Genomic DNA, 14,605 nt, shown 5'->3' on the forward strand with positions numbered 1-14,605 from the left:
TTCTGCCACCTCGCGGGCGGTTCGTCCGCTCTGAACCTTGGCAACTACCTCTGCTCCGATCTCCCGTTTCCGACTGATCTTACCCATCTTTGCACCTTACTATATTTAGACTAGGTGTTCAAAATAACGGGTACCTATCACTTAACTTAATGGCCGTGACCCCGTACCAATGATTTACATACCAATGATTTAACAGCTTCTGGTAGTCCAATGATCTTCCATGGTCGGCTCCGTCGAGCCGAAGGAATGATTATGGCAAAGGAGTACCGCTGTTGCTCGGACGAATATCGCTGGCTACACACCTGGTTCGTGCTTTGCCTCCACCTCGTCTGGCCTCACGAGTATTCTCAAGCGACTAAGTAGCGGCAAGGACTGGCGCGCCCACCTTGCCAGAATCGTCATAACCGTGCGTTGCCTCAAGAACGCTGGTGGTTCTGGTGTGGGGACAATTAACTGAGGAAAGGTGAGTTAAAACCGACCATACATATGTAGCTACCTTTTGGAGCACAAGAAGATAGAGGGAGCGAAAGCTTACGTTTTGGAGGCAACCCGTGGTAGGCCAGGCGAGATCTCACAAGGATCAAAAAGCCGTCGCTTCCAGGCTGGACGGTCCTCACGAAGATCAATCCATCGAGCTAAGACGCGCATGCGCCCTGCTAACCCATTACCGAACCCCAAGGCCATAGTCCGCTCGGGTCCGACTTGATCCTTGGACTTTCTAATTGCAAGAAGCGCCCTGACACAATCTTCGAGGTAAGAGCTCACGTCTTGGCTTCTATACCCCAGGTCTAAGGACAAAATATCGATAAATAGATCAACTATTCCGGCAAGTCCATGAGCCCAAGAGGTTGGACCTGATATCTTTGTCCTCAATAGGTGGTCAATAACCTGGGGGTAGATTAGCGAGAATATCTCTGGCTTGATGACATGACGGAGTCGAATTAAGCTCCAGGTAAATCCCGGCAGCCCATGGCTCAAGGAGTGCTCTGCGGGAGTTCCAATCGGTTTTGTCACATACAGCGGCAATTCAGAGTCACATCGCTGGGTCAACTTGTCGCATAGTCCTTCCATAGCAGCGTTGGCGATATCACACATTTTTTGCTCGCCGACCCAGGCGCCATAGCAACCGAGTCCCAAGGCGATGCCGGCTGTGCCATGAAACAGCCCATTTGTAGGCTGGCGTGAGCCGTCTAGGGACCCTGACGGCACCCAGCAAACCTGTCCGTTATGGCTGCGTGCATGCGATACCAGCGACTGCGCAATCAGTCGGAGCTGCGGAGATAGATTCGTTATCATCGTCTCTGCGCCAAGCAAGGCAGCGGCAAATAAAAGGCCGGCCTGACCGAAGAAGAGGCTTGGTTCCTCAACGTCAAGACCTATGTACGACTCAGCGCAAGAAAGTAGCTCTCGAATGAACTTCTCGCTGCGAGAGTTGCGTGGATCAGAAGCCATCGCCTCAAGAGCAATTACCACCCCAGCTCGACCAACAAAAAAGCCTGGGGGGAGCCTGCTATCTGTTATCTTGCTTAAAAACGTCTTCGCATGCCGAAGATACGGCTCACGAACGACGTCCGGCGCATGCGAGCCGAGGCTTTCAAGGGCGAACGCCATTCCAGCAACACCGGAATAAATGGAAATGTCAGGAGGTGAGATTCGCGCACCTTTTACCAAATTGTCCCCCTGCAAATCGGAGCTGGTCACCATCGAGGCTGCGAGCACTATCGCATCTCGCGCTTCTTGCATGAGTCGCTGAGCTCCGCCCCGCGTATGCTTGCGCGCACGTAAGTGAGCGCGATGGAGAACACTGCACAAGCCAGGAATCGACGGCCGACACACTGGATCAGAGTGTCTTGATCGAAGTAATGATGCCCCCAAAGCTCCCCACCCGTTTACATCAAGAAGGATCTTGATCAGGTCATTAGGCATGGCGTCCGTTGGGATGTGACCGGTGAGAGCCTGAAACACCAAGGTGCCAAAGGAAAAGGTGTCATAAGAACGCGTAATAATGTCTGATGATAAATACTCGGGGGGCCTATATCCGACAGATCCTCCCAGATCTGAGCTCATTGTGCCCTCGAGCACCGAGAGGTCAAAATCAATACACGCGAATTCAGAACCGGAGTCATTAGCTACTATGTTACTTGGCTTAATATCTCGGTGAACAAACCCAGCCTCATGTAGCCTTGAAATTGCCATTCCAATCTTGATCAGTTGATGCAGCGAGAGCTTGTGGAGCGAGTTTTCAATCGTAAAACCTTGCACCCAGGGATACTGGACAAAGACAAAGTGATCAGAACGACGACACTGGATCTCACCCATCGGGAGGAGCCCTTCGTGCTGCAGTCTCTTTGCTACATCCACGTGGGCAAGAGCCCTTTCCTGAGCTGTTAGACCATCAACGCTAATCATCCCAAAATGGTGTGCAAACTTTATGCAAGACAGGGAGCCGTCGGGGCCTGTTGCGCAGAACGACCCGTTAAACCATGCGCCGGTTGACCCCAACAACGTATAGTCGCAAAACTGCTTTCCGGCGCTGGAAGAGGCACACAGATCGAATGGGCGCCACAGCCGCCCGCATAACTCTACCGGCGTAGGCTGCTGCTTATCTGCACTTGTGGGAGAGCGTACATCGTAGCCTAGAGTTCCGCTAGGAAGGGGTATGAGCCGCTGCGGCCTGCCCGCAAGATCTACGTTTACGGCCTGGGCACTGTACTCACCCCAGCGAATACCTAAGGAGGGGTTTCCACTGCAGTAGAGATCGCCAAGAATTTTCGGGCTAGCATCATCCCTCCAGTGGTCTTCGATAAACTCAACAGTATCGTGTAGCTCCTCTTCACTTGTCGGATAAAACGTCACCGTCTTTCCAAATAATAACTCTGGAACTACTGAATTGTGCAGAAAGAGATAACCATACAAATTCAAGGGCAGTTTGAAGCCCACCGGCACTGTGTTCGCAAATAGCTCGAGCAGGTGGAACAACAAAAGTACGCGTTCGGGGTGAAGGGACAAGTGCGCTTTCCAGAACGCTGCTGGCATGTCCCCCTCTTTTTTGGGATGAAAATGAAGCCAGCTGGACCGTTCGCCTAGGCGACCCCTCTCACAGAAAATTCCGTGCTGCGCGAGAGAGCCCCGAAGCTGCATGACTTCGGCATCATAGGCCTCTACACTTGCAGTAAACCAGGTAGCGGAGCCGCGCTGCTGATGGTTGTGGCGTTTTCCATCCGTGCCAATCTCTGTCACCTTAGGCAGCTCCATTCCACCCCGTTCAATCACGGCAAATCTCTCTAGGACCCGACAATTCCATGTTCTGGCAGAGCGGTGGCGTTAGCGCGAAGGAGGCTCCTCAGAGCTTTTTCCTGGCGAACCATGTGGGTAGCGCCGAATATGACTAGGATATTTGCATACTGCTTGCTGAGCTCTCCAATTCGAAGAACGATCTTTGAATCAATAAAGTTCATTACAGAGGCACCGACCGCGTTTAGCACGCAGAAATCAATGTCAGTCTCGGGCTTGACCGGCAGCACAAGCCGACTCAGAAGCTCCGGGCTGGCGGAGAAAATATCGAACTCATAGTGCTCTGAAAGGAAGCTGTTTACGAACGCGGGGCTTAAAAATTCCTTTTCCCACGGCCACGTTGCTCTCAGCTGCCCTATGCGATACTCCATCACTTGAGGGGGGGTCATAAGCCCTGCCCAGAAAGGTGCCATTGCGGCGGCTCGAGTCAGATAGTACGCCGCTATTTGCTGTATGGAATATCCACGGGCGTAGAGGAATCTCCATTGTTCTTCATACGTTGGCTCAGGGCACTCAACCTGCGCGCCAACCTCAGCAGCAAGACACACCGCTAGCCTTGACTCGCTGTGGGAGACAGCCTCTGCAGGCTGCAGCAGCGCCACTTCCGATAAGAAGTTTGAGCTAGTCGCTTCGGATGCGCTGCGGTGGAGCTCTTGGTGATGTTCGACTAGCACAAGCTCGGGACGACCAAGACGAATCATCGAGCAAATCGCCTCAAACTGGTAATTCTCTGGATCACGGAAATGTTCCGCACCATAGAATCGAATCAACCCCCCCGACCCACTTTGGATCTCATAACAATATGGATAGTAGAACGACACCGATTGATATTCGTAAGCCGACATCAACTGATCGGATATCAGCTGTATTTGCTCTAGGATGTGGTTATCATCCGCACTCATGCTGCTAACCTCCGATGGATAAGAGGTACGAGGTATTTCATATCATTACAGTACACACTAGGCTGATCAAACCCACCATGGGAATCGTATCGCGTCACATAGTAGCCACCGCGGCAGCCCGTAAAGAACTTACAGCTTGCGCAAACATTAGGAGCTCGGTGCAATTCGTGCCGCCTAATCCAGTCGTTGCGCATGGTGACGAAGTCATCTAAGGAGTGCTCTTGCACAGAAAGCCCAGTCTGGGTAATCCCGTCGGCTAGCGCTTTGAGATTATCCACCAACTCATAGCTGCCATCGCTTTCAACAACTACTAATCCAACCTCTAGGTTGCCTATAAAGTGGTCTGCAGCTGGGGTTTGTGCAAGACCATGAATAATGCCGTTGATTAGGCGCACCATGATCTTTTTTTCACTTTTGATTAGCTCGTCGAAGACTTCGCCAAACCACTCACCATACTCAGCCCCGGATGTCGACTCTGCCCTTCTCTTTGGTGGACTCGAGTGATGGTGAAGGGGCAGCCGAAAATCAATCATCTCAGGATTAAACGAGGCGAGATACTGGAACGTCTCCCTCGGAGGCTGGTCAACATCAGCTACTGCGATGAATCCGGTAAAGCGGTCCGCGTATTTTGTCTCAAGAAAGACGCGCAGTGCCTTTTCGACCCGTGCACCGCTTGGTCGTCCCTTAAAGTCCACCCGGTGCATGTCGCCCTTGCCCGGGATGCCGTCGATGCTGACTCCTACAGTGGCATTGAACGTTTTCAGCACCGCACCGATCTCCTCCGTAAGAAGAAGTCCGTTGGTTTGCATTCCCAGAGTAATTTTGAGGTCGAGGCCCTCAATGGCGTTTTTGAAAATAGAGAAGAACATCTCGAGTCTTTCCGGTCCAAGCAGCAAAGGTTCACCACCGTGGAGAATGAATGCGATTCGCTTAAGGTCATGCCTGATCACGTGCTCACGCACTCGCTGGCATAGAAGTGTGAAGGTCTCCGTAGACATGAACTTAGGCTGCTTCCGCCATGACGAATCAGCAAGATTGTACATGTAGCAATAAGTGCAGTTTAGATTGCAACGCCCTGCTACCTTGACGACGAAGTCTGTGACTACCGCAGAATTATCCATCATAAATACCCCTAGTGCCATGATAAAGCGGGCCGATCTCGGCCCGCTTGTTTTTCATTAATCCATTCGCAACGTCGTGCTGCTGTGTCCTCCACCTCCAGCAGCATGGCTGGTATGAGCCTTGATGTCAGAGCAGAGAGCAAACTGCGGGAAGCGAGCCTCAATGCCTGCCGGGTCAAGTTTTGGAAGTGCTCCGATCGTGAGAGCGGAATCACTCGCAAACTCAGCCTTCCCACCTTCGTTCATCTTTTCCGGTGCAAATATAGTTTTTGACATACGATTGTTATCTCCATTTAAGCCGAATCCTCGAGAGGACTCGTGGTTTTGCGCAGAGTCTATCACAGAAGGATGGAAAACCAATTCACTTTCCGTAAGTAGCTAATCTGCGATCTCGACATTTCAACAGGACCCTTGGTATGGCCGAAAGTTGTAGAAAAGTCGTTTCTAGTCCCCAAAATTACTGTTTTTAGCCTACCATAAGAACACGAGAGGATACGCTAAGTAGCAAAAAATAGCATAATAGCTACACGTCCCCTACTCCGTCATCAACAAATGGGAGCACAGATTAATCGTTAAACTCGCCGAGCTCTCAATACGGAGGGGCTTTTCATTTATCAGGCGTGAGTTTCTAAAGCAGCGGGTATATCTTGGCCGCCGCTATGCTGCGCTACCCTTGCTTAAAGCCGTAACCTTTATGGAGGGTAGGGTGCTGCTGTGTCCTCCACCTCCAGCAGAATGGCTGGTATAAGCCTTGGTGTCAGAGCAGAAAGCAAACTGCGGGAAGCGAGCCTCAATGCCTGCCGGGTCAAGTTTTGGAAGTGCTCCGATCGTGAGAGCGGAATCACTCGCAAACTCAGCCTTCCCACAGCTCAACACCCTCTTGTCCTCTTAACTTGTCCTCTCATGCTCTTCTGGTTGGCTTAAAACGGTAATCTGGGCGACGACAAACAACATCCCTAAAACTTTCGGCTACCTGAGGACCCTCCGTGCCCCCATTGCAATGTCGAGCTACTTGCGGAAAGTGAATTGATCTTCCTATCCTTTGACTCCTCTCTTTTCATACAAAGACCGCCTTCTATGAGCATTAATGCATGCAACCGTAAAACAGGGTGAATAGTTTCAGAGATGACCCGCAAACAAGAGAGTAGCAAATTAAGTAGCGATCCTTTATCGATAGGATTGCCACTCTCCGAATCCCCCTTCCCCGCAAGGTGGTTGTGCGTCGTATTTGCGATCGCCGTCCTCTCCTACATTTCCGCTCTCGGAAACGGTCTGGTATGGGATGATCATCAACTCCTTGCAAGTGACCTGGTCACAGGAAAGCAACCTCTTTGGCAGACCTTCGTTCGAGACTACTGGAACCTGGGGCGGGTGTGGAGCGATTCCGGCGGATACTATCGTCCCCTTACGGTCATTTCGCTTCGTCTCGACTACCTACTGGGTAACGGCTCGCCCCTACCTTTCCATATTACAGCTCTACTGATCCACGGAATTACCAGCTTAGCGGTGTATCCGCTCGCTATTCGATTCGGCGCATCGAAGATTGCTGCCCAGGTAGCCTCCATTTTCTTCGCTGTTCATCCTCATCAAACTGAAACCGTAGCCTGGATCTCCGGTCGACCAGATCTATTAATGGCGGCAATGCTGCTCTGGTCTCTGGCACTGAACGATAGCCGTCGATCTCTTGCGCTTGGTGCGTGCGCAATGCTTTCAAAAGAGACCACTATCGTATGGCCCATCCTCTGTGCAATTCGTGATCGGCGCCTATTTAATTCCTTTCGATGGAAGCAGATCGCTCTCGTTGTCGCCTATCTCATAGTACGAGCGCTAGTGCTGGGAAGTAACAACGTTAGGCTCTTTGACCTCGATCTCTTTACCGGCATTCGTTCCCTCTTTCTTCTTTTAGGAACATGGTTGTGGCCATTGGCGACGGCGCCGATATACGCTCCAATCTCCTCCTGGGCAAGCGCTCCAAGCGTAATGTGGCTCGGATTACTCCTCTTACTCGCTTTTGGACGGCTCTTCTTTATCTGTCCTAAGGCGCGACCAGCGCTCCTAGTGTGCGCAGTTATACATGCCCCAGCAGCTTTGCTTATGTGCTCACGCGCAGTGCTCGGTATGCGCCCGCTCTACGCAGCCTCTGCCTTTCTGATCATAGCTGTCTGCATTTGGGCATCAGTCTGGTTGCAAGATCGCAGCCAAAAAATGATTAAGGTTGCTATATGCTTTATCGCCGTATTAGCAATCTCTTGTGGCATTACCGCACGCAGATGGAGCGACGATCTTTCATTTAACACACAGGCCGCTGCCACAGCGCCCAAAGAGATTCGAATCCAAATTAATCTAGCTCTGGCCCAGCGCAAGAGCGGACACCTTAGTGCGGCCTGGCAAACAACACAAACAGCTCAAGCCCTTGGAGGGGGTGCAGGCATCTCGCTTATTCGCGGGCAGATTCTTGAGACAGTCGGATGTGCTGGAAATGCCCTGGGTGAGTATCGGGATGCCATTACGTTATCACCGGAATTTGCCCCAGCATACGACGCTCTGGTTCGACTATATGTTGCGCGTAATAATTTCGTACAAGCAGCGGCAGGTATTGAGGCAGCGAAGCGCGTAGGCATCGAGATCAATATCGGAACACCTACGGTTGCAAGCTCTGAATTAAGCGAGGCTTCGCCACTAGCGCTATGCAGCGATGAAGAGTCCACCTCGCGCTTTGTAAATTTAAATCTGCTTATACGTGAAGGTACTCGCTGGATACGCCTGCAGCGCTTAGAGCTCGCTGATATCGCCATAACCGCGGCACTTCATCAAGATAGCACAAGTGCCGCATCCAACCTTGCCTATGCGCAGCTACAGTTCTTTCAAAAACACCACAGCGAAGCGATCCTCTACGCGCGCAAGGCGTTGTCACTTGACCCACGAGCAACCCCCCCAGCGCTCAAAATCTTGGGGCTTGCTCTGCTTCAATCTGGTCAAGATCCAGAGGGTGGTAAAAGCGCATTGCGACGCTACCTTGAGCTAGTTCCCAATGCTGCGGATAGAGCTATGCTGCTTGAGCAGTTGTAATTAGTTACCCACGCTTTAGTTTCTCTATTAATTATATCTTGAATTTCTGATTCTAATATCATTTTTAAGTTTATCCTGTGGCACACTAGCAACAGGGTACCCATTCCTCACTTGTTGCGCAGTTTACGATGGTAGGAGCAAAGAAATTTGGACCTGCTCACTCGCCTTATCAAGTCTAGAGATAGAGCTTGTGATGCCGCTGAGTTGCCATACACCGAGGCTTTGGCCCACCTGCGCCATTTAGATGTAGCATCTCGCTCAACCAGAGCACTCGTGCGTGGGCGAGGAAATTTAGCGGTCTTTTGTGCTGTTAAGCGCAGCGAAGATTAGGCCTCCAACCACACTACCCCAGATGAGGGTTACGAATAAGCCTGCAAAAAAAATACCTATATCACTCATGAGGGGCCTTTGGGCTTGGTAGCACTAAGTATGCACTGGATAAAATTGAGGGCACCCAAATGCCTACGAAAAGCCCTTCTTCTCGATTGCCTGAGAACCAAAGATAAATAGAGAGCAACATTGATAGAAAAGCTGCAAGTCCGCATGCTATTCTTGCTTTTTGAACTAAGGTCACTTTAGGCTACCTTTTAAAATAAACTGAACTTATTCAAATTGTAGAGAAACCCTACGGTTTTAACAATGGTGTTAATACTGGGGTGTGATTCAACGGAGCAAGCTCATAAACAGTTCCTAGGTTGACCGCAGGATATGTGCCTGAGCCTTGGCAAGTGATAATGCTAGAGTCTATACAAAACAGCGTTTCTATTGCATCTGCTTAACCTTGCAGAACGCAGAATCCTAGAAGCCCTCTCAAAAATACATCGATCACCACCACTTTCAATCTCATCCTTCGTGGTCTTTGTGGTGAAATATCAACATCCAGCCGGTTCCGGCGCAGATTTTAGCAACAAAGAACACAAAGGGCTCGCGCGAGAATATACATTTTTGAGATGGCTTTTAGTGTTTACCCTTCCCGCGGGCAGCTGTGGTGACTTCCTGAATCCATTGAATCGTGCGCTTGCGCAAACCGATACCGTTTAGCGCATGGATGTGATCCATTCCCGAAATCTCCCAGCGCGTGCAATAGCCTTTCATCGCCTGACACAGATCAAGTGAGTGATGTGGCAGCACGATCTGGTCATCTTGACCATGAATAAATAGTGTCGGTACGGTAATTTTTTTAACCATGTTGATCGGACTATAGGTTTCAAGAATCAGCAGGCTGATCGGATACTGAAATGGATAGAGTAGCCAGAAGCTGCCAACTTTTTCACGCGTAATCTCGCGGTAGCTGGCAAAAGGAGAATCTGCGATTATCGCAGAAAAAAACTCTTCATCTTGTTGGCTTCCCTGCGTATAAAGAGCAATGCTCGCCCCAAGACTCTGGCCGAAGAGAATACGCCGTGAACGATCCGGTTCCATCGCCGCTACAAATCTGAACATGCGCTCCGCATCATGGTGAACGCCCCTAATTTCAGAATACCCCTGAGATCCACCGTACCCTCGGTAGTCGAGCATAATTACGCGATAGCCCTCCTCCGGCAGCCATGAAACTGCTCTCAGATGTGTACTCACGTTTCCGGCATTACCGTGCAGAAAGAGAATAGTACCCTGATATTTCCCCTTGGCCTGAATGTCCCAATAGATCAGATCGGGGCCTTGTCCATCCTGAAGCAGGTTTTCGGAGAACTTCAGACCATAAGCACTCGGATCAATCACCCGAACATTGTCAGGGTACATAAATACACCGGTGCAGCCTCCAGTTAACAACAGCACCAGTAGAGCAATCAAAAGTCTCATGGAGTAAAAAACCTCTCCAGTCGGATCATTGAACTCCAGTATGAGTTCTGAAACGCATCAGTATAATTGACGTCAAACCGGAGCACCGTATTTTCGATGATATTGACTCTCTGAGAGACGCTACCAAGCTGCTCACTATGGGTATCTCCAGTAAGAAAATTACGCTGTGAAAATGAAATCTCCGTGGCATACCGATCTGCAGGTGTGTAGATCAAGCCGAGACGTGGTCCAACGCCAAGAGCATTGCTGTGGTTGAGCATATCAGAATATTCAAAAGCCCCTTCGATCAGTCCATAGGCAAGAATAGGCTCGGCCAGCTTATAGCTTCTCCCTCCACCCGCACTTAACGAGCCAAGTCCAAGTGGGTCAGCTTTTTCTCGCTGATATTGCTGATAAGACAGGTTAACACGCCAGGATACTGGCTGAAAAAATCGGTCGCGAGGTGTCAGCGCCATGATGTCGAGTGCAGTAAAGCGATTTAGTTCAACTCCGCGGCCTTCAGTATATCGTGCCACAGTTTCAAAAAATTTGATCTGATTTCCCGGCAGATATCCGCCCAGCGGGTCACTCAAAGAGTGAAAAGCCGGACGGAAAACAAATTCAGAGATTCCCAGATCTTCGGATCGCCCGACTCCCAGGCTGAGCATTGCGGTTTTATGACCATTTTCTGCCCGCACGACAGGTACTGGATATTCAAGCGCCTTTGCCGGTGGCAGGGAACTGCGGGCGGCGAGCAGCTTCCATGCACGCTGCTTTTCCTCTACTGAATCGCTACGGGTACGAATACGTTGATAGGTCAAAAAGTCATACCCGAGATCGAGCGCTGAAGCGAGATTCTCCGGGCTTCCTGAGTTTTCCTCGATTGACTTATCAAGATCCTGCGAAGAATCCGCAGCCTTAAGCGCCAGGGTCTGTGCTGATGATGCAGTTTGATCTATGCGTCCATGCAATTTAGTAGCGGCAGATGCTCGAAATACAACTTTATCTACTAGCCCCGGATGCACCTGAATCTCGCGAATTGTATCTATTGGAATTACCCAGAGACGCATTGACTGAATTAATCCCAGCGAGGGCCGCGCTACGTCTAGCAGCGCAAGGATATGATATGAGCAGTTTTCATCAAAGTAAAAATAGCTGAATGGCTTCTCTCTTAGCTCCCAGAGATGAAACGTCAGCATCGAGACTTCGTCCCGGTTCAGGTTAAGGTGATACTCCCAGATATCTCGGTTCTCAAGGTCGCTGTATTTTTCAACTTTCTTATAAAATGGACCCACCGAAAAAAAGCCGTCAAACCCACCGAAAATGCCTTTAATTGCATAAAGTAAGGCGTTCTCACCGTGGGTTGCAGCGGCGAAATCAGCGGCATAATCAAGTAGCCGCGTGTCATCATCTGCGGAGCCATGATCGAGGCGCAGAAATGTGTGCCCGAATGCTGATGCAGGATTGTTAACAAATGAAGCCGGGAAAATAAGCGTAATGCCCTGTGCTGATATTGCGTCATACCACTGGCGAAATCGCTGGCAAGCAGGCTTCGGAAATAAAAGACTAGTAAGCTCACTCTTTTTTGAAAGCCAGAGGAAGCGTGCAGGAAAGCGGCAGATAGCGTGCGTGTCATCAAGCGGCTCTGCTGATAGCATAGCTCTGAGCGTGGCCTCCAACTCCGCCCGAGGATCTGTTTTCCCGGCTTCAGAGAGAAAGAAATCAGATTCTGCGGCACGTGAATTCGGAGAGATGCGCGAAACGAGCTGATCGTAGTGCAACAGGGCTCGCCACTGTGCGTCTTCAGACAGAAGTTTGAGCTGTACGGAAGAGACATTTAGCGGGTCCGCCCAGCTGATACCGATCGGCGCAGTCATCAGCACAAAAAAGACCGCAAAACAGCCTGCCAGCCGAATGTGACGCTGAAAGAATTTGGGAGGTATAATTACTGAGAGGTAATTCGTGCTGCTCAAGAGATTTGTAGCGATATGAACTTCATCTTTCTGCTGACTTTATTCAGCAAAAATTTTTGATCCCAAAAGGAACAAATTGCGACAGGTGCACTATATAACACCCGTAAAATCGGTCAAACCCTGCATAACAAACGGGGCCATGATATCGCTATCATAGCCCCGTTTGCCCGTTGTTCTGCCCTTACGGGCTCTCAACTATACGTTTGCCGAATACTGGGCAAGCGACTCATCGGAGCTCAGGGCGCTCTTGATTGCAGCCGCAACCTCAACTGAGGTCACTTCTGAAGATGAGAAAATTGAGGTGAAGTTCTTCTGCATGGCGCTGTTGAAAGCAACAGTGTCCGAACCCTCAACACCGATCAATGCAGCCATTGCCGAGAGACTCTCGCCTTGACCACGTGACATATCAACGGCAAGCCTATTCATGTTGCCATCGATAAATGCAGCTGTCTTCCAGTTTGACGTTACTACGCCATCCTGTGTGCAGCCTGACGTGCCTGAAGTGATACCAAAAGTCTGATTTCCAAGTGTTCCGTTAGTGGTCACTGCTACAACCTGTGGAGCAACCCCTTTTTGGCCGGCAAAAAGCTTAGAACCCCAGCCGCATGCTCCAACATTATCTTCTGCAAAGGCAGCTGTCGGCAGGGCAGTGAGGACGGCGAGTGTGGCTAAGATAAAAGCATTTCTTTTCATTATTCAATACCTTTGATATATAAGTAAAAGTAACTAGCGGAAAATTAGTTCGTTACAGGTCCGTATGTCAAGGTAATATTTAAGGTGATTTAGATGCGTAATTCCCTCCGTTTTTATACCATTGTTTCGATGATAATTTCCTGCTTAATGCTTGCCGCGTGCGCTGCCGCGGATAAGAGCGCTAGCATGGCTTTTGATAATGCCAACTCGGTTATTAAGGCTGGTGGTGACAAGCTTTTCATGACGCCAGAGCCTACACCGCAGAACAAACAGCTCTACTAAGCTTTGCAGTTCTTCAGTTTTCTTTCTTCCCTGCACCTCGAAGCAAATATTTGCTAAAAGTGCATTGCTCTTCCTATAGTAAAAGACCTAGCTTTTACAGCAATAAAAAATATCGTTCTACTTCTCGAAAACACCAAGGCTGCTTGATGAACCCCAATGACAACCTTGCCTCAGAAGACCAAAAAAATCTTGCTAAGATGGGTTATGAGCAAGAGCTTTTCCGGGGGTTTAGTGCTTTTTCCAACTATGCTCTTTCCTTATCCATCATCTGTATTCTTGCAGGTGGTATCACCTCTTTTCATATTGCGTATTGCGCATCAGGGCCGGCTGCAATTGGAATAGGCTGGCCGGTTGCCTGCTTGTTTTCATTCGCAGTCGCTGCAGCTATGGCGCAGATCGCCTCTGCGTTTCCTACCGCAGGCGGCCTCTACCACTGGGGTTCTCTTCTGGGCGGCAGAGGTTGGGGCTGGGTTACCGCCTGGTTCAACCTAGCTGGGATAGTTACCATCCTTGCTGCAATCAATGTGGGCACTTGGAACTTTATTGAAAGCAGTATTTTCGGCAGCTCAGATCTGGGCGATTTCACTCAGGTAATTGCTGTTTCGATTATAACTTTTTCCCAACTTGCTATCAATCTTTTTGGCATGCGTATTGTCAACCCCATGACCATCTTCAGTGGCTACTGGATTCTTATTGTAACCGTTGCATTAGTTGTTTTGATGTTGGCTTTTGGTGGACCCGTGCATCCCGAAAGACTTTTTCAATTCGAAAACTATAGCGGCCTTCCCGAAGGACATAAACAAGTATGGCCCGTAAGCGAATCCATCACATGGCTGTTTTTCCTGGCTATGCTGCTTCCAGCCTACACCATCATCGGGTTTGATGGCTCTGCACATGCAGCGGAAGAAACAGTAAACGCTGCATCCGCAGTACCCAAAGCAATCATGCAGGCCGTTTTAATTTCTGGTATTGCTGGCTATATACTTCTTGCAGTTGCAATCTTGGTGATTGATGACCCTAGACATATTGCAATGCAAGGCGATCGGGCGTTTGTCACCATCGTAGAACAATCTGTCCCAAAACTTTTACAAGCCCCGGCATTTATCGCAATTGTTCTTTCACAATACCTATGTGGAATGTCGGTAATTACTGCGGCATCGCGCATGGCTTTTGCCTTTGCAAGAGATGGTGGCCTACCTTTTTCCAACTTCTTCAAACAGGTTTCCCCTAAAACGCAAGTACCAACCAATGCCATTTTTTTGGTTTCTATCACGGCAATCCTGTTTACTCTTTATTCGCATCTTTATGACACCATAGCAGCCGCAGCCACTATCCTGCTTTATCTTTCCTACATGCTGCCTATCCTTGCAGGATTTTTTGTGCATAACAGAAGCTGGAGAAATATGGGCCCTTGGCATCTTGGAATTTGGTTTAAGCCATTGGCATTATTAAGCACGTTCGCTTCTTTTGCGATTGTTTGCATCGGCATCCA

Annotated in this window: 10 protein-coding genes; 2 read left to right on the forward strand and 8 right to left on the reverse strand. The window is 49.7% G+C overall.

The features are described from left to right. Positions 1 to 531: 531 nt before the first annotated feature. The 5 genes from NTV65_00980 to NTV65_01000 form a co-directional block, all read right to left on the reverse strand. Positions 532 to 3,273 (reverse strand): protein kinase, encoded by a 2,742-nt coding sequence (locus NTV65_00980; GenBank protein ID MCX6113775.1) that lies wholly within the window; start codon positions 3,271 to 3,273, stop codon positions 532 to 534. Between the two features lie 11 nt (positions 3,274 to 3,284). Continuing rightward, the gene (locus NTV65_00985; protein ID MCX6113776.1) at positions 3,285 to 4,196 is read right to left on the reverse strand and encodes a hypothetical protein; all 912 of its coding nucleotides are present in this window, start codon (positions 4,194 to 4,196) and stop codon (positions 3,285 to 3,287) included. Then, complete coding sequence (locus NTV65_00990) at positions 4,193 to 5,317, reverse strand: radical SAM protein (protein ID MCX6113777.1); 1,125 nt, start codon at positions 5,315 to 5,317, stop codon at positions 4,193 to 4,195. Before NTV65_00990 ends, NTV65_00985 begins: the two co-directional genes overlap by 4 nt. Before the next feature lie 57 nt (positions 5,318 to 5,374). Next, entirely contained in the window at positions 5,375 to 5,593 is a 219-nt protein-coding gene (locus NTV65_00995) for a hypothetical protein (GenBank protein ID MCX6113778.1), read from the reverse strand. A gap of 381 nt (positions 5,594 to 5,974) precedes the next feature. Further along, positions 5,975 to 6,193, reverse strand: coding sequence for a hypothetical protein (locus NTV65_01000; GenBank protein ID MCX6113779.1), 219 nt, complete (start codon positions 6,191 to 6,193; stop codon positions 5,975 to 5,977). Positions 6,194 to 6,442: 249 nt separating this feature from the next. Here NTV65_01000 and NTV65_01005 point away from each other — a divergent pair, with 249 nt between their 5' ends. Then, positions 6,443 to 8,386, forward strand: coding sequence for a hypothetical protein (locus tag NTV65_01005; GenBank protein MCX6113780.1), 1,944 nt, complete (start codon positions 6,443 to 6,445; stop codon positions 8,384 to 8,386). 957 nt (positions 8,387 to 9,343) lie between these two features. Here the strand turns inward: NTV65_01005 and NTV65_01010 are convergent. From NTV65_01010 to NTV65_01020, 3 genes are all read right to left on the reverse strand, one after another. Then, on the reverse strand, positions 9,344 to 10,186 hold the full coding sequence (locus NTV65_01010) for an alpha/beta fold hydrolase (protein MCX6113781.1): 843 nt from the start codon (positions 10,184 to 10,186) through the stop codon (positions 9,344 to 9,346). Beyond that, entirely contained in the window at positions 10,183 to 12,042 is a 1,860-nt protein-coding gene (locus NTV65_01015) for a DUF4105 domain-containing protein (GenBank protein ID MCX6113782.1), read from the reverse strand. Before NTV65_01015 ends, NTV65_01010 begins: the two co-directional genes overlap by 4 nt. Positions 12,043 to 12,333: 291 nt before the next feature. Next, positions 12,334 to 12,831: a DUF3015 domain-containing protein gene (locus NTV65_01020; protein ID MCX6113783.1), complete on the reverse strand. Its 498-nt coding sequence runs from the start codon at positions 12,829 to 12,831 to the stop codon at positions 12,334 to 12,336. Between the two features lie 428 nt (positions 12,832 to 13,259). Here NTV65_01020 and NTV65_01025 point away from each other — a divergent pair. Beyond that, a partial coding sequence (locus NTV65_01025; GenBank protein ID MCX6113784.1) for an amino acid permease occupies positions 13,260 to 14,605 on the forward strand: 1,346 nt, incomplete at its 3' end.

This window comes from Pseudomonadota bacterium, from assembly GCA_026390555.1.
Classification (GTDB): Bacteria; Bdellovibrionota_C; UBA2361; order UBA2361; family OMII01; genus OMII01.